General features: G+C 64.7%; 17 protein-coding genes and 3 pseudogenes. 11 read left to right on the top strand and 9 right to left on the bottom strand.

From position 1 onward, the window contains the following. Positions 1-177: 177 nt before the first annotated feature. From AX769_RS21375 to AX769_RS21355, 5 genes and pseudogenes are all read right to left on the bottom strand, one after another. Positions 178-783: a histidine phosphatase family protein gene (locus tag AX769_RS21375; RefSeq protein WP_066284337.1), complete on the bottom strand. Its 606-nt coding sequence runs from the start codon at positions 781-783 to the stop codon at positions 178-180. Positions 784-785: 2 nt separating this feature from the next. After that, positions 786-1,822: pseudogene (locus tag AX769_RS21370) on the bottom strand (class I fructose-bisphosphate aldolase). Next, entirely contained in the window at positions 1,819-4,212 is a 2,394-nt protein-coding gene (locus tag AX769_RS21365; protein ID WP_066284475.1) for a phosphoketolase, read from the bottom strand. Before AX769_RS21365 ends, AX769_RS21370 begins: the two are co-directional and overlap by 4 nt. 57 nt (positions 4,213-4,269) lie before the next feature. Then, the gene (locus AX769_RS21360; protein WP_066284335.1) at positions 4,270-6,639 is read right to left on the bottom strand and encodes a glycoside hydrolase family 65 protein; all 2,370 of its coding nucleotides are present in this window, start codon (positions 6,637-6,639) and stop codon (positions 4,270-4,272) included. A gap of 71 nt (positions 6,640-6,710) precedes the next feature. Next, positions 6,711-7,607: a slipin family protein gene (locus AX769_RS21355; protein WP_082764161.1), complete on the bottom strand. Its 897-nt coding sequence runs from the start codon at positions 7,605-7,607 to the stop codon at positions 6,711-6,713. A gap of 133 nt (positions 7,608-7,740) precedes the next feature. On the opposite strand from AX769_RS21355, the gene AX769_RS21345 reads away from it, so the two are divergent. Together AX769_RS21345 and AX769_RS21340 are read left to right on the top strand one after the other, a co-directional pair. After that, positions 7,741-8,892, top strand: coding sequence for a hypothetical protein (locus AX769_RS21345; protein ID WP_157887861.1), 1,152 nt, complete (start codon positions 7,741-7,743; stop codon positions 8,890-8,892). Positions 8,893-9,093: 201 nt separating this feature from the next. Next, positions 9,094-10,065, top strand: coding sequence for a carbamate kinase (locus tag AX769_RS21340; protein WP_369824117.1), 972 nt, complete (start codon positions 9,094-9,096; stop codon positions 10,063-10,065). Between the two features lie 454 nt (positions 10,066-10,519). On the opposite strand, the gene AX769_RS21335 is transcribed toward AX769_RS21340, so the two are convergent. After that, positions 10,520-10,819, bottom strand: a complete 300-nt coding sequence (locus AX769_RS21335; RefSeq protein ID WP_066284329.1) for a hypothetical protein — start codon at positions 10,817-10,819, stop codon at positions 10,520-10,522. A gap of 149 nt (positions 10,820-10,968) precedes the next feature. Between AX769_RS21335 and AX769_RS21330 the strand changes: the two genes are divergently transcribed. The 3 genes and pseudogenes from AX769_RS21330 (at position 10,969) to argF (ending at position 14,719) form a co-directional block, all read left to right on the top strand. After that, positions 10,969-12,384 (top strand): amino acid permease, encoded by a 1,416-nt coding sequence (locus tag AX769_RS21330; protein ID WP_066284326.1) that lies wholly within the window; start codon positions 10,969-10,971, stop codon positions 12,382-12,384. An 80-nt stretch (positions 12,385-12,464) separates the two neighbouring features. Then, positions 12,465-13,683: pseudogene (locus tag AX769_RS21325) on the top strand (arginine deiminase). A 34-nt stretch (positions 13,684-13,717) separates the two neighbouring features. After that, positions 13,718-14,719: an ornithine carbamoyltransferase gene (gene argF, locus AX769_RS21320; protein ID WP_066284325.1), complete on the top strand. Its 1,002-nt coding sequence runs from the start codon at positions 13,718-13,720 to the stop codon at positions 14,717-14,719. A gap of 66 nt (positions 14,720-14,785) precedes the next feature. On the opposite strand, the gene AX769_RS21315 is transcribed toward argF, so the two are convergent. The 3 genes and pseudogenes from AX769_RS21315 to AX769_RS21305 form a co-directional block, all read right to left on the bottom strand. After that, a complete protein-coding gene (locus tag AX769_RS21315; RefSeq protein ID WP_066284321.1) occupies positions 14,786-16,033 on the bottom strand; it encodes an IS256 family transposase in 1,248 nt (415 codons plus the stop codon). Between the two features lie 681 nt (positions 16,034-16,714). Then, a pseudogene (locus tag AX769_RS21310) lies at positions 16,715-17,290 on the bottom strand (zinc-binding dehydrogenase); the annotation flags it as partial. Between the two features lie 186 nt (positions 17,291-17,476). Beyond that, positions 17,477-18,469 (bottom strand): amidohydrolase family protein, encoded by a 993-nt coding sequence (locus AX769_RS21305; protein ID WP_066284320.1) that lies wholly within the window; start codon positions 18,467-18,469, stop codon positions 17,477-17,479. Positions 18,470-18,946: 477 nt separating this feature from the next. Between AX769_RS21305 and AX769_RS21300 the strand changes: the two genes are divergently transcribed. The 6 genes from AX769_RS21300 to AX769_RS21280 all read left to right on the top strand — a co-directional run bounded on the left by AX769_RS21300 (position 18,947) and on the right by AX769_RS21280 (position 24,493). Further along, on the top strand, positions 18,947-19,384 hold the full coding sequence (locus tag AX769_RS21300; protein ID WP_066284319.1) for a DUF1003 domain-containing protein: 438 nt from the start codon (positions 18,947-18,949) through the stop codon (positions 19,382-19,384). Between the two features lie 219 nt (positions 19,385-19,603). After that, positions 19,604-19,852: an Asp23/Gls24 family envelope stress response protein gene (locus AX769_RS25550; protein ID WP_239452090.1), complete on the top strand. Its 249-nt coding sequence runs from the start codon at positions 19,604-19,606 to the stop codon at positions 19,850-19,852. Further along, complete coding sequence (locus AX769_RS25545) at positions 19,849-20,100, top strand: Asp23/Gls24 family envelope stress response protein (RefSeq protein ID WP_239452089.1); 252 nt, start codon at positions 19,849-19,851, stop codon at positions 20,098-20,100. The genes AX769_RS25550 and AX769_RS25545 overlap by 4 nt, the downstream gene beginning before the upstream one ends. Before the next feature lie 37 nt (positions 20,101-20,137). After that, complete coding sequence (locus AX769_RS21290; RefSeq protein WP_066284318.1) at positions 20,138-20,581, top strand: hypothetical protein; 444 nt, start codon at positions 20,138-20,140, stop codon at positions 20,579-20,581. Between the two features lie 463 nt (positions 20,582-21,044). Then, positions 21,045-22,268, top strand: coding sequence for a sensor histidine kinase (locus AX769_RS21285; RefSeq protein WP_066284315.1), 1,224 nt, complete (start codon positions 21,045-21,047; stop codon positions 22,266-22,268). A 272-nt stretch (positions 22,269-22,540) separates the two neighbouring features. Next, positions 22,541-24,493, top strand: coding sequence for a glycoside hydrolase family 15 protein (locus AX769_RS21280; protein ID WP_082764159.1), 1,953 nt, complete (start codon positions 22,541-22,543; stop codon positions 24,491-24,493). Positions 24,494-24,574 lie beyond the last annotated feature (81 nt).

Genomic DNA, 24,574 nt, shown 5'->3' with positions numbered 1-24,574 from the left:
GGTTCCGGTCTCGGGTGTTGTGGTTGCTGTCGCCGTCTGCTTGGGGTCGGCGTGCTGGTTTTCAGGGGCTGCTTTGTCGGTGGTCATGTTCTCGTCTTTTCTGTGTCGACAATTCGGGCATCCTGCCGTCAGGGCCAAGACGAGGGGCGATAGCACGGTGGCCGGCGCGTGGGACGTTCACTGCGGGGCGAGTGGGGTGGTGTCGTTCCAGAGGCTGATCACGGGCACTTCCGGGTGTCCGGGTTCATAGCCGAGGACACTGACTGACGCTGCGCCGAGGGGGAAGTGCTGCCCTTGTGCCAGCGGGAGCCCGATCCAGCGGGCCGCCAGGGCGGAGCCGAATTGTCCGTGGGAGAACAGGGCGACGTTTCCCCTCAGGAGGCGCAGCCGGTCAATGAGGCGGTCGGCACGATCCGCGACGTCGCTTGTCGTCTCCCCGTCGGGGCAACCGTCACGGAAGACGTTCCATCCCGGATCGTCCCGTCGAATGTCAGGGGTCGTTCGTCCTTCAAAGGCGCCGTAATCCCATTCGGATAGGTCCGGGTCGATAACGGGCGACGGATGCACCATCGAGAGGGTCCCGGTTTGGCGGGCCCGCAGCATCGGACTGCTGAACGCTGCCGTGAACGCGATGCCCTCCAGCAGCCGTCGGGTCGACGTCACCTGCTCCCGACCAGGTCCGGTCAGAGGGATGTCGGTGCGGCCGGTGTGCTGGCCGGTCAGGGACCAGTTCGTTTCGCCGTGGCGGACGAAATACACGCATACGGTGCCAGGGGTGTTCATGATTACGCGGCTACCTGTTCAAGGGTGGCGGTGTACTCGCCTCGTCGAGCCGCAGCGTTGCAGGTGGCGCGGTGAGCGAGCTCCCGCTGTGCGGCGGCGAAATGACCCTGCTGGCCCTTCCAGGTGTGGAGGGCGGGCTGTTGGATGGCGCGCCCGAACGAGAATGACACCGCCCACGGCAGTGGCGCTGTGCGGTGCGGGATGTTCATGGCGTTCAACCGTTCGGAGGCGTCCGCCGGGGGTTGACCGCCGGAGAGGAAGACGATGCCGGGGACCGCCGCGGGGACGTTTCTCAGGAGGCAGGTCAGTGTGGCCTGGGCGACCTCATCAACGGAGTCCTGTCCGTGCCGCTCGGCGTCTCGTCCGGGGAGGACCATGTTGGGTTTCAGGAGCATCCCCTCCAGCAGCACGTCCTGGTCGGTGAGCTGCTCGAACACGGCTTGGAGAACCCGGCCGGTGGCTGCGGCGCAGTCGGTCAGCGTGTGACGGCCGGCCATCAGCACTTCGGGTTCGACCACGGGCACGAGCCCTGCTTCTTGGCAGAGGGACGCATACCGAGCCAGCGCGCCGGCGTTGGCGGTGAGACAAGCGCCAGTGGGCAGGCCGTCGGCGACGGTGAAGACGGCCCGCCATTTCACGAACCGGGCACCCAGGCTCGCGTAGTCGCTGAGACGTTGACGGAGTCCATCGAGGCCCTCGGTGACCTTTTCGCCCGGGTGGCCGGCGAGCGGGGTAGTTCCTGTGTCGACTTTGATGCCCGCCAGGATCCCGGCGTCGGACAGGACATCCAGGAAAGCAGTGCCGGCAGTGGTCTGCTGCCGGATGGTCTCGTCGTAGAGGATGACGCCGCTGATGGAGTCAGACAGTCCGGGGGTCGTGATCAGTAACTCGCGCCAGGCGCGACGCGCTTCAACGGTCGGGGAATGCCGGCAGCGACGAAGCGTTTGTTGCACGTCGTGGTGCTCTCATCGATCGCCAGGAGACCCTTGTCGCCGACGATGAGCTGCTGGGCGGTATCGGCGAGGTTGGGCACGCTCATGGGGTGTTCGCCCATTTCCAGGTGAGGATCTCGGGCATGTCCTGGCCGTGCTTGTCGATGTAGACGTTGTGCTCGATGAGTTTGTCGGCGGCCATCTGCTTCAGGTAGCTGCCCCTCGCGCCGAGGTTCGGGAGGTGGTCGATCACGTCCTGGACGAGGTGGAACCGGTCGAGTCGGTTCTGCACGCGCATGTCGAACGGGGTCGTGATCGTGCCTTCCTCCTCGTAGCCGTGGACGTGGATGTTGCGGTTGGTGCGGCTGTAGGTGAGGCGGTGCACGAGCCACGGGTAGCCGTGGAAGGCGAACACGATCGGCTTGTCCATGGTGAAGAGGGAGTCGTAGTCGGTGTCACTGAGCCCGTGCGGGTGCTCGGTGGCGGGTTGCAGTTTCATGAGGTCGACGACGTTGATCACACGCACTTTCACCTCGGGGAGGTACTCGCGGAGGATGGACACCGCGGCGAGGACTTCGAGGGTGGGGGTGTCGCCGCTACACGCCATCACGACGTCGGGTTCGGTGCCCTGGTCGCTGCTGGCCCACTCCCAGATGCCGATGCCCTCGGTGCAGTGCACGACGGCCTGGTCGATGCTGAGCCATTGCGGCATCGGGTGTTTTCCGGCGACGATCACGTTGACGTAGTTGCGGCTGCGCAGGCAGTGGTCGGCGACGGACAGCAGACAGTTGGCGTCCGGCGGCAGGTAGACGCGGACGATGTCGGCTTTCTTGTTGACCACATGGTCGAGGAACCCGGGGTCCTGGTGGGTGAACCCGTTGTGATCCTGCTGCCACACGTGCGATGACAGGACGTAGTTCAGGGAGGAGATCTTCCGCCGCCACGGCAGTTGCGAGGTGACTTTCAACCATTTGGCGTGCTGGTTGAACATCGAGTCGATGATGTGGATGAACGCTTCGTAGCAGTTGAACAGGCCGTGACGACCGGTCAGGAGATACCCCTCCAGCCAGCCCTCGGACTGGTGCTCGCTGAGCATCGAGTCGAGAACCCGCCCCGATGAGGCAAGGAACTCGTCCCCGGGCACCGTCCGGGCGTCCCATTGCCGGTCGGTGACCTGGAACACGGCGCCGAGCATATTGGAAAGGGTCTCGTCGGGTCCGAAGATCCGGAAGTTCCGGTTGGTCTCGTTTTCGGTAATGACGTCGCGCAGGAATTCGCCGAGGACGCTCATGTCGGAGGCGTCGAGGACACCGGGTGAGGTGACCTCGACGGCGTGGTGCTGGAAGTCCGGCATCTTCAGGTCTTCGAGGAGGCCGCCGCCGTTCGTGTGCGGGTTCGCCCCCATCCTCCTGCTGCCGATCGGGGCGAGGGCCGCCAGCTCGGGTCGCAGCCGGCCGTTGTCGTCGAACAGTTCTTCCGGCCGGTAGCTTTTCATCCAGCTCTCTAGCTGTGCGACGTGTTCCGGGTGCTCGGGGTCGACGAGCAGGGGGACCTGGTGGGCGCGGAAGGTCCCTTCGATGGGGAGCCCGTCGACGATTTTGGGGCCGGTCCATCCTTTCGGGGAGCGCAGCACGATCATCGGCCATCGGGGCCGGCCGGAGGTGCCGCCCGTTCGCGCCTCCGTTTGAACTTCGCGGATCCGCTCGATGGCACGGTCGGTGGCCTCGGCCATCAGTTCGTGCATCGTGTCGGGGTCGTCGCCTTCGACGAAGATCGGGTCCCACCCGCAACCGCGGAGGAACTGCTCGAGCTCGTCGGGTTCGATCCGGGCGAGGATCGTGGGGTTGCTGATCTTGTACCCGTTCAGGTGCAGGATCGGCAGCACGGCCCCGTCCGTTTTCGGGTCGAGGAACTTGTTCGACTGCCAAGCGGTGGCGAGCGGTCCGGTCTCGGCTTCGCCGTCGCCGATGATGCAGGCGACGACCAGGTCCGGGTTGTCGAACGCCGCACCGAACGCGTGGGACAGGGAGTAGCCGAGTTCCCCGCCTTCGTGGATGGAGCCGGGGGTGGTCGGGGCGACGTGGCTGGAGATCCCGCCGGGGAAGGAGAACTGGGTGAAGAGGCGCTTCATCCCGGCTTCGTCCTGGCTGATGTCCGGATAGATCTCGCTGTAAGAGCCCTCGAGATAGGTGTTGCCGACAAGGGCGGGTCCGCCGTGTCCGGGGCCGGCGATGTAGAACATGTCCAGGTCGTACTTCTTGATCACCCGGTTCAGGTGTACGTAGATGAAGTTCTGACCAGGAGTCGTCCCCCAATGGCCCACGACCAGCGGCTTCACCTGCGCGAGGGTGAGCGGCTCCCGCAGCAGCGGGTTGTCGTAGAGGTAGATCTGCCCGACGGAGAGGTAGTTCGCGGCCCGCCAATACGCATCCATCAGATGTAGCTCTTCTGCCGAGAGGGCAGCATCCGCCGGTCGGGTCATCGTCGTCTGAGTCATGACGGCCACGGTGCCACCGGCGAGGGGCACTCCCTAGTGCCAAAGGTCCCGCCCAGGTCATGGGTTGGACTGCTCGCCGTCCACGTCGTGCTCGGGCGCACGGCCGGCCGGCTGAACGGGTCGGTCGCCGGCGGGGTCAGCGTGCGGGATCTGGTGAGTCTGCGGACTTCCGCTCGTCAATAGGAAGGCGGTATCGAAGTGCTGAAGAGGCAGCGGCGCTCCGGACGTTAAGGCGTAGGTCGCCTCGGTGTGGTCGATCTCAACCCAGAGGGTGCCTGCGGCCAGTCGCATCCCGAAACTGATCCGGGACAGTGCGGAGGGGAGCCGCGGCCGGAACCTCAGGCCCGTCTCGTCGTGGCGCATGCCACCGTAACCGGCGACGAGAGCGCTCCAGATTCCGGCGAGGGAGGCAATGTGCAGACCGTCGCGGGTGTTGTGCTCTGTGTCGTTCAGGTCCAGGAACGCCGACTCGGTGACGTAGTCGTGGGCGAGATCCAGGTGGCCGACTTCCGCCGCGATGACGGCCTGCGCACTGGAAGAAAGAGACGAGTCCCGAACCGTCAGGGCGTCATAGTAGGCGAAATTCCGGGCTTTCTGCTCGGCGGTGAACGCATCCGAACGGACGTGCATGGCCAGGACGAGGTCGGCTTGTTTGACGACCTGTTTCCGGTACAGGTCGAAGTAGGGGAAGTGCAGCAGCAGCGGGTACTCATCGGCGGCCGTGTTCTCGAAGTCCCAGGTCTCATGGTGAGTGAACCCTTCCGATTGGGGGTGTACGCCGAGTGCGCGGTCGTAGGGGATGAACATGGTTTCGGCAGCACGAAGCCAGGCCGCGGTCTCCTTGTCAGTGACGTGGAGGTCGTACGCTCGAGCGGGATAGCGTCGGATGGTGGCGGCGGCTGAAGCGAGGTTCCGCTGCGCCATGAGGTTGGTGTACACGTTGTTGTCAGCGACGGCACTGTATTCGTCGGGGCCTGTCACCCCGTCGATCCGGAACCCTCCGGTGCCGTCGAAATATCCCAGGGATGCCCAGAGTCGTGCCGTCTGCACGAGCACGTCGACGCCGACGGACTCTTCGAATGGCGCGTCGCCGGCAGCCCGGACGTAGCGTAGGACCGCGTTGGCGATGTCGGCGTTGATGTGGAACGCGGCAACTCCTGCCGGCCAATAGCCCGAGCACTCTTCCCCGTGGATCGTGCGCCACGGGAACGTCGCCCCCAAAAGACCGAGTTGCGTGGCTCGGGTGACGGCGGCGGGAATCGTGCTGTGTCTCCACCGCAGGGCGTTCGCGGCCGCACCCGGCACCAGGTAGGTCAGCGCTTCTAGGACGCAGCTTTCCATGTCCCAGAACACGTGCCCGTCGTAACCCGGACCCGTCATCCCTTTCGCGGGGATGGCGACGTCCTCGGCACGGGCGGCCGCCTGGAGCGTATGGAACAGGGCGAACCGTACCGCCTGCTGAATACGCACATCCCCGTCGACCTGCACGTCACCGTGGTCCCAGAAATCATCGAGGTAGACCTGCTGCTCGACCAGAAGGTCGTCCCATCCGGTGGACATAGCCCCGGTCAGTGCGGCGTCCGCCTGATCACGCACCGCCGGCAGGGAGCGTGAATCCGACCAGGCGTACGCCACCATTTTGACCAGGCGAAGCCGTTCCCCGGGCGCGAGATTCGCCGACACGCTGACCCGGGCCAGATCCGGTGCGATCTCAGCGCGGGATGTTGTACCCGGGGGCCCTGTGACGACATGGTCCATCGCTGCGGCGACGATCAGCCGGCTGAGCCGGGTGACGTGGGCCAGCGCAACTCTTAAACCGTCGGCGCGATGCTCGACGCCCTTCAGGGCGTCAGCCAGTTCGACGGCGGCTCGCGGGTCCGCGGACGACACCGGGAGCGGTTCGTTGGTGATCATCTCTGACTGCAGCACCACACGGGCCGGTGCACCAATGACTTCGACCTCGTAGTCCACCGCGGCGATGGACCGCTGTGTGAACGATACGAGACGGGTCGAGGTGAGTTTGATGGTGGACCCTGCTGGGGATACCCATTCCACCGTGCGGTGAAGAAGGCCCGTCCGGAAATCGAGGAATAGTTCGTGACATTTCAGCACCCCGGTGCGGATATCGAACGGTTCGTCGTCGACCAGAAGACGAATGACTTTGCCGTTCGTGATGTTGATGACGCTTTGGCCTGACTCGGGATAACCGAAGCCAGCTTCCGCGTAGGGAAGCGGCCTCAGCTCGAAGACCCCATTCAGATAGGAACCTGGGAGTCCATGGGGTTCCCCCTCGTCCAGATTGCCGCGCCACCCGACATGCCCGTTCGAGAGGGCGAACACTGACTCCACCTGAGCCAGGACATCAAGGTCAAGACCCGTCGCCCGCAGACACCAAGGTTCAGCCGTGAAGTCAGGATGCTTGATCATCGTGGACCTACCGACTCAGCCTGCGCGGTCAGCACGCGGACGCGCCGATCGCTGCAGGCGTGGCCGTAGGGTCACAGGGGGCTCGTCGGGGCAACGGATGCGGATGCAGCTGCGGCCGCGAGATGCTTCGCCAGCGCATCGTTATCTTCCTCCATGCCAGCAGCTGCAGCAGCGGCAGCTGCCATCACGGTTTTGGATTGCTCTGCCTCCCGTGACAGGAACGAACCCAGTTCGCTGATCGTGCTCATCAACGGGGCCGGGAACACCACGGTGGTGTTCTTGTCGACGCCGAGCTCGATCAGCGTCTGCAGGTTCCGAAGTTGGAGGGCGAGCGGGTGCGCCATCATCGTGTCCGACGCATCACCCAACGCGGCTGCCGCAAGAGACTCCCCCTCAGCGGCGATGATCTTCGCCCGCTTCTCCCGCTCCGCTTCCGCCTGCTTGGCCATGGCCCTTTTCATCGAGTCGGGCAGCTGAATGTCCTTCAGCTCCACCAGAGTCACCTCGACGCCCCACTCCACGGTGGTGACATCGAGGATCTTTCGGATGCCCGAATTGATGACATCGGTCTCGGCGAGGATCTCGTCGAGACTGTGCTGGCCGACGACCTTGCGAAGCGTCGTCTGGGCGATCTGGTCAATCGCGGCGACCACATTCTCGATCGCCACGACAGCTTTCACGGCATCGACCACCCGGTAATAGGCGACCGCAGAGATATCGACCGTCACGTTGTCCTTGGTGATGATGCCCTGCGACTGGATAGGCATCGTCACGATGCGAAGGCTCACCTTCGTCATCCGATCCGCGATCGGCACAATGACAGCCAGACCCGGCTCCTTCACACCGCGGACCCGTCCGAACCGGAACACGACGCCTTTCTCGTATTGGGTGACGACGTGGACGGCTAACGCCAGGGTGATCAGGGCGAGGATCACCACGACGACGATGGCGACGGTGAGATATGTCATGGCGGCAGTCAAGCCGGGGGTCTGGCGGCGGACCAGGGTCGAAGGTCCCGCCCATGCCACGGCGAGTAGGCAACGCCGCAGGAAGATGGGCCCGACGTTAGGCGGATCAGACGAGGGCTGCTGTAATCAGAACATGACGGCCCCCAGAAAGCCGGTGCGCCGCCGCGCCATAGTGGTCGCCTCGGTGACGCCATTGGCGTCGATCCTCGGCTCCGGCCTACTCATCATCGTCCCCGTGTTGGAGAGCACCCTCGGGGCCTTGTCGGTGGTCGGGGTGGTAGCGATCTGCGCGGTCGCGTGGCTAATCGGCACGGTCATCCGCCACAACGTCATCGTCGTCGAAAAGAGGGAAGCAGCCGGGACCCTTGACACCCTCACGGCACGGTTGGGTACCGGGGCTGATGGTGTCATCGTCATCGCCTACGTCATCTCGGTGGCCCTGTATCTGAGGATCATGGCGCAATACCTCGTCGGGTTCGTCGACTCTGCCGGGTCCGCGCTGTGGGAACCCGTCATCGCCTGCGTCGCGGTCGCTCTCATCGTCGCGATCGGCGCGATCCGCGGCTTCGCCGGCCTCAACAGGCTCGACCGGGTCTCCCTGATCGCGGTCCTGATCCTGACGACGGTGCTCGGCGGGGTCCTGCTCCTACACGACCTGACAACGGCGTCGTCTGGGTCCCTGCGACTTCCACCGGTCCCGTCGCTTCCTCCGCTGAGTGTGCTGCTGATCCTCGGCGGGATCGTGATCACCGTTCAGGGATTCGAAACCGTCCGCTACCTCGGGAACGAGTACGACGCACCCACACGGGTGTGGGCGTCGCGCCTCGCCCAGATCGTCTCGGCATCGATCTACATCGGCTTCGTCGCCGTCGCCACCCCCGTGATGGGCATCGGCACGCACGCGGGCGCCGACACCACACTGCTGAACATCACCGGTCGCATCGCCCCCTGGCTGGCGCTACCGCTGGTTCTCTCCGCCGTCCTCAGCCAATTCAGTGCCGCTATCGCCGACACGGCCGCCGCCGACGGGAACCTGCGCGGCCTGAACAAATGGTTCACAGGCCCCCGGCCCTACCTCATCAGCGGCGCCGCAGCGATCGCACTCGCAGCGACCGTTCCCACCCTGACCATCGTCGCGATCGCCTCCCGGGCGTTCGCCGCCTACTACGCCCTCCAAGCAGTGATCGCCATGCGCACCACCACCGGCGTCCTCCGGAAAACAGGATTCGCCTTCCTCGCGCTCGTGATGCTCGGCGTGACAATATTCGCCCAGCCCGCCAGCTAGTCCCCAAGTTCGGGTGCTGTGCGCCCTTGTCGTCACGGGACCTTGGACCCTTACCGCTTCCACGAAGGCGGGCAAGAGTGCACACATGCCCACCTCACTGCTCCCGCCACGAACGACCACAACATTCGCAAAGTCCGGCCTCGAGACCCCGATAGCCATCATTCACGCCATGGTGCCGAACTCCCTCAACCCCGGCGCGGGATGCGCATCATGAGGATCGTCGTCGCCCTCGGCGGGAACGCACTCCTGCCCAGGGGTGCGCACCCCGACGCGGCCACCCAAGTGACACGCCTTGCAGAAGCCGGCCCCGCCCTTGCCCGACTAGCCACCGAACACCAGGTCGTGATCGTTCACGGAAACGGACCCCAAGTCGGGCTCCTCGCCCTCGAGAGCCAAAACGACCCCGCCCTGTCACGGCCATACCCCCTGAGTGACCTTGTCGCGGAAACCCAAGGACTCATCGGATCCTGGATCCAGAGCGCCTTGGAGCAGGGCGGACTCACCAAAGACGTCGTCGTCCTCGTCAGCAGGACCCTCGTCGACGCCAACGATCCGGCGTTCACCAAGCCGACCAAGTTTGTCGGCTTGCCCTACGACGAAAAGACCGCACACCACCTCGCCACAACCCTCGACTGGGCCGTCGCCCAAGACGGTTCCGCCTGGCGGCGAGTCGTCCCCTCCCCCGCGCCCGTCGCCATCCCGGCCACGGCCCTCGCCGGCCATCTGCTGGACCAGGGCAACACGATCATCCTCGCCGGTGGCGGCGGCATCCCCTTCACCCTGCATGACGGACGACCAGACTTCGCCGAGTGCATCGTCGACAAAGATGCCGTCGCGTCGATAATCGCTTGGAAGCTGGAAGCCGACCTGCTCCTCGTCCTCACCGACGTCGACGGAATCATGACCGGATTCGAGACTCCGGCAGAAGAAGTGCTCCGCTCCAGCACTCCAACCGAGCTAGCTGCACTGTCCTTACCGGCCGGTTCGATGAGGCCAAAAGCCGACGCCGTGGCATCCTTCGTCACCGCCTCCGGAAAACGAGCAGCGATCGGATCCCTCGACGACATCGAAAAGATCGTCGCCGGACAATCTGGCACCCAGATCTCGGCCGACTCCCTGCTGACATCGATGGCGACCGGAGGCCGTCACACGGTATCTGCAGCGAACTCATGATGGCGAAGCTCCCGCCGCCGAGGAAACTGCAGCCAACCCACGACCTGATGGCGGCGATCACCGCATACCAAGCGCCGAGAACGATCAATACGTCATGAGCCTTTCAGTGCCCGGACATGGAAGCGGCAGCTCAACGCGTCCATAACGCACTACTAGCTGCCCTCAATCCTCAGGATTCATGACTCAGAACACCCGTACCTTCTCATGATGGACGGCCTCAGCCGGTCGCGGGTCTCGCCGACCGCAAAGCAGGACTTCATCAGGACATGCAAGATAGCCAGCTACGCGCTCTCGCCAACACATGCCAAGACGGCCAGGACTCCGTCGAGATCGCCGAACCGACCGCACGGTGCCGAGAAACTCCACACTCAGCCGGACGTGACCGGCACACACGCCAAGAGAACGCGGCCGATGTGGTAGGCAAGTCCTCACCGGATGGTGGGCGGCTCTTCCGTTATGTGATTTTCTCGACGTCGCTCAACAATGTGTTGAGTTCTCTTTTCCAGGCATGGCGAACAAAAAGGTGATGCGTCAACAGCAGCAGGATCGGCAAAAGGACGAGGAAACCGATGGGCACAAACGGGGCCACAAAAAAGCTGATGCCGAGCGCGACGAGGACCATGACCACCGTGTAGCGATCCGCTTTCGCCTTCGTGCCAGCCGCCCGTTCGTGCGAAGTGCTGTAATCCATCTGATCCTCCACCCAGTGACGCCCGACAAATTGCGGAACAGTCTGAAACATGGGGTCGCCCATGGGCCAACGTCCGGTCCCTCATGTCAGGGTAGATCGGCGTCATCGGCAGGTCAGGGCCGAAGGTCCCGTGCAGGATCCGGTGGTGACACTTTGGTAGGCGGGACTTAAGGCCCTCCCGGAATGGACGCGGGCGGGCGAGAGTGCATTTCATGTCCTCAGCCAAGCCGACCTTGACCGCCGATCGCCGGAACTCGAAATCGCTCCTCGGTCTGCCGGCCGCGTCCGCGCTCGTGGTCGGTTCCGTCATCGGTACCGGTGTCTTCGCCCTGCCGTCCGCCCTGGCATCTTTTGGGCCCATCAGCCTGATCGCGTTCGCCTTAGTGACAGTGGGAGCTCTCGCTCTCGCTCTCGTCTTCGGACGCCTCACCACGCGAGTACCCGGATCCGGTGGCCCCTACCTTTACGCCCGTGCCGCGTTCGGCGACTTCGCCGGCTTCCTGAATGCCTGGAGTTACTGGGTGACCGCGTGGGCGGGTAACGCCGCGATCGTGGTGGCCCTCACCGGTTACGTTGAGGTGTTCGTCAACCGAGACCACAGCATCCTCGGCTCCATCGTGATTGCGGTGATCGCGCTCTGGATCCCCGTGTTGATCAACCTGTCAGGCGTGCGCAGTATGGGAGCAGCCCAGCTGGTGCTCACTGTTTTGAAAATCGTGCCGCTCGCCCTCGTAGCGCTTATCGGTCTTTTCTTTCTGAACCCGGCGAACTTCGGCCCGTTCAATGCCTCGGGCACCAGCGTCATCGGTGCCTTGGCCGGAGCCGGGGCGATTGCCTTGTTCGCCTACCTGGGCATCGAGACGGCGTCGGTAGCTGCCGGTCACGTCAAAAACCCGGGCAAGAACGTTCCTCGAGCAACGGTGTGGGGGACGATCATTTGCGCCGTCGTCTACCTACTCGGCACCTTGGCGGTGTTTGGCACGGTCAGCAATAAGCACCTCCGCATTTCGACCGCCCCGTTCAGCGATGCAGCCAACTCGATTTTCGGCGGGGCATGGTCTGGCGACATCGTCGCCCTCGCCGCGATCGTGTCCGGCATTGGCTGCCTGGTCGCCTGGACCTTCATCGTCGGCGAGATGCCGAACGCCGCCGCGAAAGACGGCATGTTCCCGGCCGTGTTCGCGCGCGAGCGGCACGGGGTGCCTGTGCTCGGGATCCTGGTCTCTACCGTCTTGGCGACCCTCCTCACCGTCGTGGCATATACGAGCTTTCAGCAGGTCTTCACCACCGTGGTTCTGCTCACCGTCTTCACCTCCGTCGTCCCCTACCTCTTCTCTGCCGCAGCCCAGTGCTACTGGCTGATCTCCGGCCGACGGGCGATGGCCTGGCGTGCTTTCGCCAAAGACATGACGGTGGCCGTGGTAGCTCTCGCTTTTACGTTCTGGGCCCTTGCCGGCAGCGGCCAGCAGGCCTGCTACTACGGCGTGTTCTGCTTCCTCCTCGGAGTGCCGCTCTACGTCTGGCTGCGCACCAGTAAAGCCAAGAAAACCTCCCCGACCACTTCCGATCCCACCGACTCGGTCACACCGGCCGACGTCCCACCCCTTAACAAGGAGCTCGTCCCATGACCACCTCGACCACAGAAACCCGTGTCCACGAGGCACCGCCGACCACGCAAGCAACACCAGCACTCGGTGTCCACTCCGAGATCGGGGTTCTCCACACTGCGATCGTGCACCGCCCCGGACTCGAACTTGAACGCCTCACCCCGAGAACCGGGAAGCCATGCTCTTTGACGACGTCCTCTGGCCCTCCCGGGCCCGCAGCGAACACGACGGCTTCGTCGACGCCCTGGAAGGCCACGGCGTCCTCGTCCACCACTTCGACGACCTCCTCGCCGAAACCCTCGCCATTCCCGCAGCACGGGACATGATCCTCGACGACGTCTGCGCCGGCGAACTCCTCGGGGCACTCTCGCAGACGAACTCCGCATCGCGCTGGATTCGTTCGACGCCGCGCACCTGGCACGATTCCTGATCGGCGGTCTGCTCACCACCGATGTCTCCCTCATCGGCGGTCGCAGCCTCGCACTGGCAACAGCTGGGACAGACGGATTCCTCCTTCCGCCACTTCCCAACACTCTTTTTCCCCGTGACAGCTCGGCCTGGATCTACGGGGGTGTCTCGGTGAACTCGATGGCGAAACCGGCCCGGAAACGTGAAATCGTTCACGTCCGCGCCGTCTACGAACACCACCCCCTCTTCGCCGGCCAGCCATTCGAACGCTACGACAACGCCGACGGGCTCCACCCGCGAGCGAACATCGAGGGCGGCGACATTCACGTCCTCGGCGACGGCCTCGTCCTGATCGGCATGGGCGAACGCACCAGCGCCGCCGCCGTCGAGAACCTTGCGGCACGACTTTTCGCCACCGCACAAGCTGACCGTGTCGTCGCCGTCCGGCTACCGCGATCACACGCGATGATGCACCTCGACACCGTGATGACCATGATCGACGTCAACACGTTTGTGCTGACCCCTTCCCTGAATCCGTCCCAGCTGGACGCCTGGGTCCTGACGCCCAGCGACGGGGCGAACGCCACGAGTAACTCCTCACCGGTCGTCGTCGGCCCCCCACAACTACTCTTCGATGTTCTCGCCCTGACCACGGGAGTCGAAGCGATCCGTGTGCTCGTCCCCGACGAGGACGCGCGAGCGGCAGCCCGCGAGCAGTGGGACGACGCCACCAACTTCCTCACCGTCGCCCCCGGCGTCGTCATCGGCTACGACCGCAATGTCGTGACGAACACCTACCTCCGCAACCGAGGTATCGAAGTCATCACCGTGTCCGGCAGCGAACTTGGCCGCGGCCGAGGCGGCTCCCGCTGCATGACCTGCCCGATCCAGCGCGACACGGCCACCTCATGATCCCCTCGACGACACCCGGGATACATCCCCGGCACTGCTCGGCCTCCTCAAAGACGGCGACCACACCGCCGAGCAGGTCCTCACCACCCTCGACCTCGCCGATCGCCTCAAAACGGAGCGGCGTGCAGGATCCGAGAAGCCGCAACTAATCGGCAAAAATGTTGCCCTCGTGTTCGAGAAACCGTCGACCAGAACCCGCAGCGCCTTCGAAGTGGCCCTCCGGGACCAGGGCGGAGCGGCGGTCTACTTCGACTCGACGAGCAGCCACATGGGTCAGGGCGAATCGATCGAGGACACCGCAAAAGTCTTCGGAAGACTCTTCGACGGGGTCGGCTTCCGCGGATACGCCCACCATGATGTGGAACTCCTCGCCGAACACTCGGGCATTCCCGTCTGGAACGGCCTCACGGACACCTGGCACCCCACGCAGGCTCTCGCCGATCTCATGACCATGCGCGAAGCCCTCGGACGCCCGCTCCAGGAGATCTCCGTCTGCTTTGTCGGCGACGCCAGCGACAACGTCGCCCGCAGTCTCCTCGTGACCGGGGCACTGGTCGGCATGGATGTCCGCATCGCAGCCCCAGCCGGCTACCAGCCAGAAGAAGCAACAATTTCAGCCGCTCGACATGCGGCGAGGGGCCTCGGAGGGCGTGTGACGGTCACAGACGACCTCGAAAGCGCCGTCCGCGGGGTGGACTTCCTCTACACCGATGTCTGGATAAGCATGGGCGAGAAGGAATCTCTTTGGGACCAAAGAATCGCAGACCTGCGCAATTTCCGCATCGACGCGGCCGTCGTCACCGCAACCGGCAATCCCGACGTTGGGTTTCTGCACTGCCTACCCAGCTTCCACGATGACGCCACAAGCGTGGGTCGGACGGTCAAGCAGAAGTACGGTTTCGACGGTATCGAGGTCTCGGACGACGTATTCCGCTCACCGGCGTCGATCGTTTTCGACCAGGCCGAAAACCGGATGCACAGCATCAAAGCGATGATGCTCAAGTCGTACTTTCCCTCGATCGGGGCAACACTGTAACGCCCATTATGGATGTGCGGGGTCAAGTCCCGGCGTGTGTAGCCATGTTTCCTTCGATGGGTTGGGTTAGGCGCTGAGTTCGAGGGCCGGCAGTTCGGTCACCTCCTGGCCGGTGCTGGTGACGAGGGTGAGGCGGGACTTGGCGAGGATGTCGAGGCCGAGGTAGCGGCGCCCTTCGGCCCACTCGTCGGTCTGTTCCGCGAGGACCGCGCCGACGAGGCGGGTGATCGCGTCCCGGTTGGGGAAGATCCCCACGGAGTCGGTCCGGCGGCGGATCTCACGATTCAAGCGCTCGTTCGGGTTGCCCGACCACACCTGCTGCCAGAGCCCGTCGGGGAAGGTCGTGAACGCGAGGATGTCAGCTCTCGCGGCGTCGAGGTGCTCGAACGCTTCGGGAATCTTCTCGTCGACGTAGTTCAACAGTCGATCGAATTGGGCGTGAACGGCGTCGGCGTCGGGTTGGTCGTAGACACTCTGCAGCATCGCTTTCACGGCCGGCCAGATGCTCTTCGGCGTCACGGACATCAGGTTCATTGCGTAGTGGGTGCGGCAGCGTTGCCAGGCGGCGCCGGGCAGGTTCGCGGCGATCGCCTCGACGAGACCCCGGTGGGCGTCTGAGGTGACCAGGCGAACCCCGCTCAAACCGCGTGCTGTGAGGTCGGCGAAGAAGCTGTTCCACGCCGCCCCGGTCTCGGAAGTGGCGACCTTCAGGCCAAGCACTTCCCGGCGCCCGTCGGCATTGACTCCGGTCGCGACGAGGACGACGGCGCCCGTGACGCGGCCGCCTTCACGAACTTTCATCGTGAGGGCGTCGGCGGCGACGAAGGTGAACGGGCCAGCGTCGCCGAGGGGGCGGTGGCGGAACTGATCGACGTGCGTGTCGAGGTCCGCGGCCATCCGGGAGACCTGCGATTTCGAGAGGGAGTGGATGCCGAGCTGCTTCACCAACTTGTCCATCCGACGAGTGCTGACGCCGGCGAGGTAGCAGTCCGCGACGACCGTGATCAGCGCGGTCTCTGCCCGTTTTCGGCGTTCGAGGAGCCACTCCGGGAAGTAGGTTCCCGTCCGTAGTTTCGGGACGGCGACGTCGATCGTCCCGACCCGGGTATCGAGGTCGCGGTGGCGGTAACCGTTGCGCTGGGTCACACGGTCGGGGCTGGGTTTGCCCCATTCAGCGCCGGCGACAGCGTCCGCGTCGGCGGAGAGGAGGGCGTTGATCATGGTCTGCAGCAGGCTTCGCATCAGATCGGGCGACGCGTCGCCGAGGGCTTCGCCGAGGAGGCCTGCAGGGTCGAGAATATGGGGTGCGGTCAGTCATCGTGATGACTCCATTTCGAGGATTCGATAGAAGGTTGACTCGAAGGTTCACATGGTGACCGCGCTTACGTCATAGCGACGCGGCGACCACCGGGCTACACCACGCTACGGGGCATGACCAGGATGCCAGCCGCGGAAAGCTCCCTTGCACGGCAAGGCCCGAGACACTTCACGCACTCCCCCGCCCTCAACCCCCGCCACAACCGCGAAGTCGTCCGGCGTCCACAGATAAGCCGCACCACCGATTACCCTCCGCTCCTCCAGCCGCTCCGCACGATGATCACCGGCGCGACCGTCCGGACCCCGTTCCGCAGAAAACGGACCAGGCACAATGTATTTCCGAGAAGGCAACACATCGGCTGGTACCGGCACATCACCCTCTCCATGCTCGCGCACGCCTTCCTGATCGTGACCCGGTCAAAAAAGGGGCCGCGACATCGGTCAGTCCGACCTCATCTGCCTGAGCCTGCCCGAGATCAGACACCTCCTCGTCAGCCTGATCTTCACCAACCCGCCGAACCCCGAACACGTCCTGAACCGGTCACGCTGGCGACGACGGCATCAACAAACCGCGAAACGCCACCACTACCGGGCCCGCGGACACAACCCTTAAACGTGACTGCAGCACTAGCTAGGTGTGACTCCTTCGCCGAATCGCGACTCGTGGGACGGTAAGGCTCAGGGGATCAGCACGATCTTGCCGTGCGTGTGTCCCTGCTCGAGTTCGGTGAACGCCGCCCTGACCTCGTCGAGCGGGTAGGTCGCAGCGATGTCGATCTCGACCGCGCCATCGGCGACGAGTCCCGCCAACTCGGTCAGCACCTCGCGCGTCGAGGCGTCAGAACTGCCCTCGGCCTTCGCACCGATTTCTCCGGCCCTCTGGAACGAGATGATCGTCTCGATCCGCTCGGGGACTACCCCGAGGGCCACCGCGAGGTCGAGGTACTCAGGCCCGTGCAGATCGATGAAGGCGTCGATACCGTCGTGCATAGCCTCACGCAGGCGCTGCTCGAGGCCGTCGCCGTACGCCACGGGCACGGCCCCGTGCTCGGTCAGCCAGTCACCGTTCGACGCAGAGGCAATGCCGAGCACCTTCGCCCTCCGGGCCGTGAGGAGCTGCGTGACGATGCGGCCCACTCCCCCTGCGGCGGCCGAGACGGCGATCACGTCGCCCTCTTTCACACCGACGGCGCGAACCGCGGCGTAGGCGGTGACCCCGGCGACGTAGAGCGCGCCGGCGACCGTCCACGAAAGGGTCTGCTGCACGGTTAGGTGACATCTGATCTGGCTTGCCCTGGTCTGGCGGCCGGGAGCGATGCTCCCCATACCCGAGTGGGACCTCCCGTGCTGGCCCGCTCTCGTGGATGACACCTCGAAGATTTCGCTCGGGAGGCTCTGGCGTCGTCATCATCACCGAGGGCCACCCCGTCTCTCCGGGCGTCAGGCTTGGCGGCGTGTGAGCAGGCGCTCCCAGTTACCGGATCCGATCCCGTCGCGCTGGTCCACCGACAACGGCGCCTCCTCGAGAAACCGGCGCGCGGCACCACCGGAATTGTCGATGAAGGGGTAATCGACGGCGCTCATGATGCGGTCAGCACCCAGCACTTCGGTGCTCCACCGCAGGTAACGTTGCGAGAGCAACCCGCTGCCCGTCACCCAAACATTGTTCCGGGCGTACTCCTCAAGAGTCCGCTCGAGGTGCACACCAGTCGCGTCCGATATCTGCTGGGTGCGCTCCAGGTAGAAGAGCACGACCTCACCCCAGTGCCCCGCAACCACCTGCAGGTCGGGGTGTCGGTCAAAGACGCCGGCGAAGACCATGCGCAAGATCTGCATGCCAGTCTCGTAGTGCCAGCCGATCCCGGCGTTCCGGAGGACGAAGTCCGTTGGATCGCCGAATCCCGAATAGTAGGCCTCGACGACCGGGGCGACGGGCGTCTGCGGGTGGAAGTACAGAGGAACACCCAGACGCTCCGCAGTCGCGTACAGATCGTCGAACTGCATAGCGTCGGCGTTCGTCGAGCCCGTCCGGCCGTTGAGCAGGGCACCCGCGAAGCCGAGCTGCGTGACCGCCCGCTCAAGCTCCGCTGCGGCAGCCCCAGGATCGGGTGTCGGAATAGCCGCGAAGCCCTGGAAGCGATCCGGGTGCCCGGCGATAGCTTCGGCGAGGAAGTCGTTGGCATCCCGGGCGACCGCGACAGCGTCTGCAGGGTCGAGGGACTGCACGCCCGGGGAATTGAGCGACAGCACCTGGACGTCGACGCCCTGATCGTCCATCGCCGCGATACGCTCCTCACCGATGTCGAGAAGCCGACGTGAGATGGGATCGTCGCCATTGCCCCCAATGATCGCCATGCGGCCCGGCGGCAGAGCCTCCCAAGCCTTCACGACTTCCGGGAACACGAAATGCTCTTCAAGAGCGACAATGCGCATGCCCACAACCTACGCTCCCACCCCCACACGGACAGGGCCCTCGCGCGCGAGAACGGAGCATGGCACCTTCAAGAACACGTTCCACGAGATCCGCCAGCGCACCGTGAAGCACTCCGGCCTGGAATAAGGGCCGATCAGGTGCACCACACGACGAGGAACCCTTGGGCATGACCGCGGTGCCCGGAGCAGCGTCGGGCGCACGAACGTTCTGCAAGGCGGGCATCACCCGCGCCGGGCCGAGCCGAAAACAAGCCTTGAGCGGAGTACCGCAGGCTCCTATATCCGGTGCCGAACGCGTCCTGTCAGTGAGGCGCGACCGAGTACGTCTCGTCCGGGGACCGTCACGTCGGCAACGGCAGCCCCACGGATGGCGCCCAAAAAACCTCGAAACGTCACCGCTGTCCTGTCAGATCGCACTTCGTGAGTGTCTGACTGCCTCATTTGCGTGGGGGTGGTTGGCGGCGGATCATCGCCTCTATGACGAATCAGACCTGGCATACCGCCCACCAAAAGACCTTGACTCGCGGTCAGCGGGCCGCGGACGCGTTGCGAAACGGGATGGGGAGCTGGCCCTTCATCGGCACGTTCATCCTAGCCATGGCCGTGTGGGCAACGCTGAATACGCTGATCCTTCGCACCGGTGCATTCGACCCCTACCCGTACATCCTGCTGAACCTGTTCCTCTCGATGCTCGCTGGCCTCCAAGGTGCGATCCTTCTCATCGCCGCGAAACGCCAAGACGGCATCAACTCCGCGATGGCACAACACGACCTCGACACGAACGTTGCATCGAAAGTCGAGATCGACCGGCTCATCAGACTCTGCGAGCAGCACAAGACCATGATCAGCGAACTCCACGACCTCATCCAGAACCGCCCAGGCCTCACCCCCACCACACACGCAAACCCCTCCTAAACACGAACTGCTGGGAGCTTCACTGAAAACTCAGCGTCTTCACGACCTACACAGCACCGCCGCGGTGCGGGCCGCACCAAGGACCTTTGGCACCTGTGGGACACGGCCGTGGGCTTTACGTTTCAGGTGGCAGCGAACCGAGCTGACCGTGGGAACCGATAAGGCTCACGGTCAACCGTCACGGCCACCGGCGACGCCGGTCCAAAAAAGGAGCACATCATGACCACCACCACGAATACCCGCACCGCCGCCGCCACGACAGGCACTGGTGACCCGGGAACGACGACCATCGAAGACAGTGTCGTCGCCGAGGTCGCCGGCCGCGCCGCGGCAGAGGTCCAAGGCGTCCACGCCCTCGGCGGCGGTGCCGCACGCGTCATCGGGGCCGTCCGAACCGCGATGAACAACCCCGACCCCGCCAAGGAACACAGGTCACCATCACCGACAAAAAAGTTGAGGTCGACGTGACATTCTCCGCGGAGTACCCCGTCGACCTGCAGAAAGTCGCCACCGATGTGCGTTCCGCCGTGATCCTCGCCGTCGAAACGATCGTGGGCTTTGAAGTGACCGCGGTCAACATCACCATCAACGACCTCTACACGCCCGACCCCGAGGGCACCGCCCCGAGGAGCAGAAGTAACGGCCTAACTCTTCACCCCGGACCGCTGGTAAGAACGACTTCCGAGGGGATGCCGGGTAAGAAACCGTCAGCGTGATTCGACACCCCCTCGGGTCAGGTATTGACTGTGGCCCGTGAACACCCCTCCCAACCCCGAGGATGACAACAATCCCGGGGTCGAGTCCGAACTCCGCACGCTGACGGAGGAGGAAGCGCGCGCCCTTGACCGGGGGCGCCTCACCGAGAAGGTGAAAAAGATCCTCGGGGACGCTGACACGCGAGACGACCAGGCGACCGCCCTGGACGACGTCGCGGACGAGCGTGCACTCGTGTCGGACCGTGACGCCTTCACGGGACCTGACGCCGTGTATGCCGGCCCGGGGAAACGTCGCGCCGCAGCCCTGGACCGTCGAGACTCGAAAACCGACCGGGAATCCTCCGCCGAGGACCGCACCCACCTCACCGACAACGAAGCCGACGACAAAGGCCTCACAACCAAAGAGACCCAAACCCTCAAACACAAAATCAACGAACTCGTAAAAGACCGAGACGCGAACCAACGGCCAACGCCGGACTGAAACGCCCGCCGTTTCCCGCCGCCTGGATGCGGGTCGCGGCACAAGCATCGCCGAGGAAAAGTCCGCCAGCCCCACCACGACGGCGGTCACGTCACCCGCTCCCCCGGCATTCAGCCCGGCACCACCGTCGTCCGGACGCTAATTCTTGTTCAGGAGGAGCTATTAGGGGTCAATTCCGATAAGGACCATTATCGGGGGTCAGATAGTGGGGGTGGAAGCGACGCGTGTACCTCTTTGCAAGTAGCGCAAATGCCGCTTCCTCGAAATTCGTCGGTCCCCGAATGGGGTACGGCCGGCCTCTGGCTTCCGCCGCCCAGCTGGGGTGCACTTGAGGATCAGGGACGCACGACGATCACGATGGTCAGGCGCTGTCAGCACGGCCACTGCCACCGTCCTGACCAGTTCCGGTTGAGAGTTGCGGCCATTCAGACGGAGAACGAGGGACCAGGTGGATCACGGAAACATGGCTTTCAACACGATGGCTCCGGTTGTGCGTGGCAGGAAATCTTTCACGGGCCAGCAGGCGACGAGGTCGTTTCGCTTGGAGCGGGTCATCGGCCGCGCCTTCGCCGGCGTCTGTCTGGTGTTCGGCGCTCTAACGATCCCCGTGTCCCTGAGAAGCGCGAGCACGATGGATCAGCGGTGGGCGTGGACTTTCGGCCTGATCTTGTACGCTGCCCTGATCTGGGCGGTCGCCGCTGGAGCACTCAGCCGGTACGTCCGAACCGGTGCGATCGCCGTCGCCGCCTCTTTCCTCGCCATCTTGACCACCTGGCCCTTCGCCCCGGTCAGCCTTTGGGCAGTGCTACCGACGGAGCCCTGGCCCTGGTATCTCTGCAATGTCGCCACCGCCGCCGCGGCGATCGCTTTCTCCGAACTCATTGCCACCGGTTACACCCTGCTCATCGCCACGACCTATTTCCTCGTCAGGTTGACACCCTCTGGCGGAGGCGCCGGCGCTGGGCAAGCCGCCCTGGATTCCGGTTACGCGTTCATCGTCGGTATCGCGACCGTCTTGATCATCGCGATCCTCCGACGCTCCACCGCTCGCGTCGACGGCGCCGAAACCGCTGCCATCATCCGGTACGCCGCCGTGACCACCGAACACGCCATGGAAGTGGAACGGATGAACGTGGACGCTCTCCTGCACGACAACGTCATGTCGAGCCTGCTCGCGGCAAGCCGCGCCCACTCCCCCGCGGAGTACCGTTACACGACCGCCCTCGCCCGAACCGCCCTCGATGTCATCGCCGCCAACACGGACGCTCCCACCGCGGAACCTGTTTCCTTCCGCGAAGTCACCGAACGCTTCACCCGCATCTGCCAGGAACTCGGCATCCACGCCACACTCACCTCCCATGGTCTCCAGGGCAACACGGTCCCGGCCACCGTCGCGGAAGTGTTCTTCGCCGCCACTTTGCAGGCCCTGATGAACAGCGTCCAACACGCAGGCCCCGGCCCCATCCACCGCAGCGTCACCGCCAGCTGGCAACACGACGAGCTGACCGCGACAATCACCGACGACGGAGCAGGATTCGACACCACCCAACCCAGCCCGCGGCTCGGAATCCGTACATCCATCATCGAACGGCTCACAAGCATCGGCGGCACCGCGACCATCACCTCCGCTCCCGGGGAAGGCACCACCGTCACCCTCACCTGGAAAAAACACCACCACGAAACCTGAACACGCACGCCACAAGGCCCCACCCCAACGTCCGCCAACTGCCCACGCGTTGCCCCAACAGGCTCCACCACGCAGCCCATCACACGTAAACCCGGACGCAAAAAGGGCCCCCCCCCAATTTCATGCGCCGCGCAGCGCCACCACGCCAATGAGAATTGTCGCCGGTCACAGCGAAGGGGTGAAAGTGACACGACCCGGTCAGGCGCGGCTGATCTGTGTGACAGCTTCCGTGTCTGCTCACGTCGACTGGGAGGCGATGCTTGGATGAGTGCATGCCCCTCGCGATTGAAGACTATGCACTGATCGGCGACTGCCACACGGCCGCTCTCGTCGGAGACGACGGCAGCATCGACTGGCTCTGCCTGCCCCGGTTCGACTCCGCCTCCATGTTTGCGGGGCTCCTCGGCACTGATGACTCCGGGCGGTGGCTCGTCGCACCCAAAGACGCGAACGCCACCTCGACGCGTGCGTACGTCGATGACACCTTCGTGCTCGTCACGACGTGGACGACGCCGACCGGCGTGGTCGAGGTGACCGACACGATGCCCTACGGCGACCGGAGGGCCGACGTCATCCGCCGGGTGAAGGGCATCTCGGGGACCGTGACGATGGTCGAAGACCTCCGCATCCGCTTCGGGTACACCACTGCGATGCCCTGGATCCGGCAGATCACCGAAGACGCACTCGATGACTGGAGTGCGAACGCCTCCGTGTCGACCGAGGACCCGGTCAACGCGGACCGTTACGGCGCCCTCATCGCCGCCGCCGGCCCGGACGCTGTGATCGTTCGCGGGCCCAAGCTCACCGCGTCCGACCACACCCACCAGGCGACGTTCGAGGTGCGGGAGGGCGAGACGGTCGACCTGTCGCTTACCTGGTACCCGTCGTACCGCGAACCGCCGGCCGCGATCGACGCCGGGAAGCGGATCGATGAGACGGTCGCCTGGTGGCAGGAGTGGGCGTCCCACTCCGACGCCCCCGCCACCTACGACGAAGAAGTGCACCGGTCCCTGCTGCTTTTGCGTGCTCTCACCCATGAGGACACCGGCGGCATCGTCGCGGCGGCGACCACGAGCTTGCCTGAGCAGTTCGGCGGCTCGCGCAACTGGGACTACCGCTACGTGTGGCTGCGCGACGCGTCGATGACCCTGCAGGCGCTGATCCTGCACGGCTTCGCCGACGAGGCCGCCGGCTGGCGCGGGTGGCTGCTGCGGGCGATCGCCGGCGACCCGAAAGACGTGCAGATCATGTACGGCCTCAGCGGCGAACGGTACCTGCTCGAGAACACCATCGACGAGTTGCCCGGCTACCGCGACTCGAAGCCGGTGCGCACCGGCAACGGCGCCTACACCCAGTACCAGGGCGACGTGTTCGGTGAGGTCATGGTGGCCCTGCACGACGCCCGCGAACTCGGCGTCGAAGAAAGCGGCGACTCGTGGGCGCTGCAACGCGCTCTCATGCAGTACGTCGAAGACAACTGGGACCGCCCCGACAACGGCATCTGGGAAATCCGCGGGCCCGCCCAGCACTTCACCCACTCCCGCGTCATGATCTGGGCAGCCCTTGACCGGGCCGTGCGCGGTGTGCAGCAGTTCCACCTCGACGGCCCGGTCGAGCGGTGGATGGAACTTCGCGAGAAGGTCCGCGACGAGATCGAGACCAACGGCTTCGACAAGGAGCGCAACACTTACACGCAGTCGTACGGGTCCAAAGAAGTCGACGCGTCACTCTTGCAGCTCTCACAGGTCGGCTACGTCGACGCCCGCGACCCGCGAATGCTCGGCACCGTCAAGGCCATCGAGAAAGACCTCCTGCAAGACGGCCTGCTCGTGCGGTACCGCACAGAGTCGGGAATCGATGGCCTCACCGGCACCGAGAACCCGTTCCTGACCTGCTCGTTTTGGCTCGCCGAGCAGTACGCCAGCAGTGGGCGCCTCGACGATGCGACCGCTTTGATGGATCGCCTGGTCGGCTACCGCAACGACGTCGGCATGCTCTCCGAAGAGATCGAAGTCGCAACCGGGCACCACGTCGGCAACACCCCCCAAGCCCTCTCGCACCTCGCCCTCGTCCGCGCGGCGGACGCCATCGAAGCGGCCCTTGACCACTCCCGCGGCAACCGCCGCAGACGCCTCGCCGGACAGACACACCCCCACGACGACGCCAAGCCCGCCAGCGCACACGACCCCCGCCATGACACCGCCCGAGGTGCAACCACGACGTGACGACACCACACGCCTCGACATCGCCGAGGACCGGTGCGACGGTACCGCAATCGGGTCTTCACCCTGTTGAGTGGCTCTGCG

It is taken from the genome of Frondihabitans sp. PAMC 28766 (assembly GCF_001577365.1).
In the GTDB taxonomy this organism is placed as follows: domain Bacteria; phylum Actinomycetota; class Actinomycetes; order Actinomycetales; family Microbacteriaceae; genus Frondihabitans.
The sequence above is the reverse complement of the archived record's forward strand: the minus strand, read 5'-3'. Positions and strand labels throughout refer to the sequence as shown.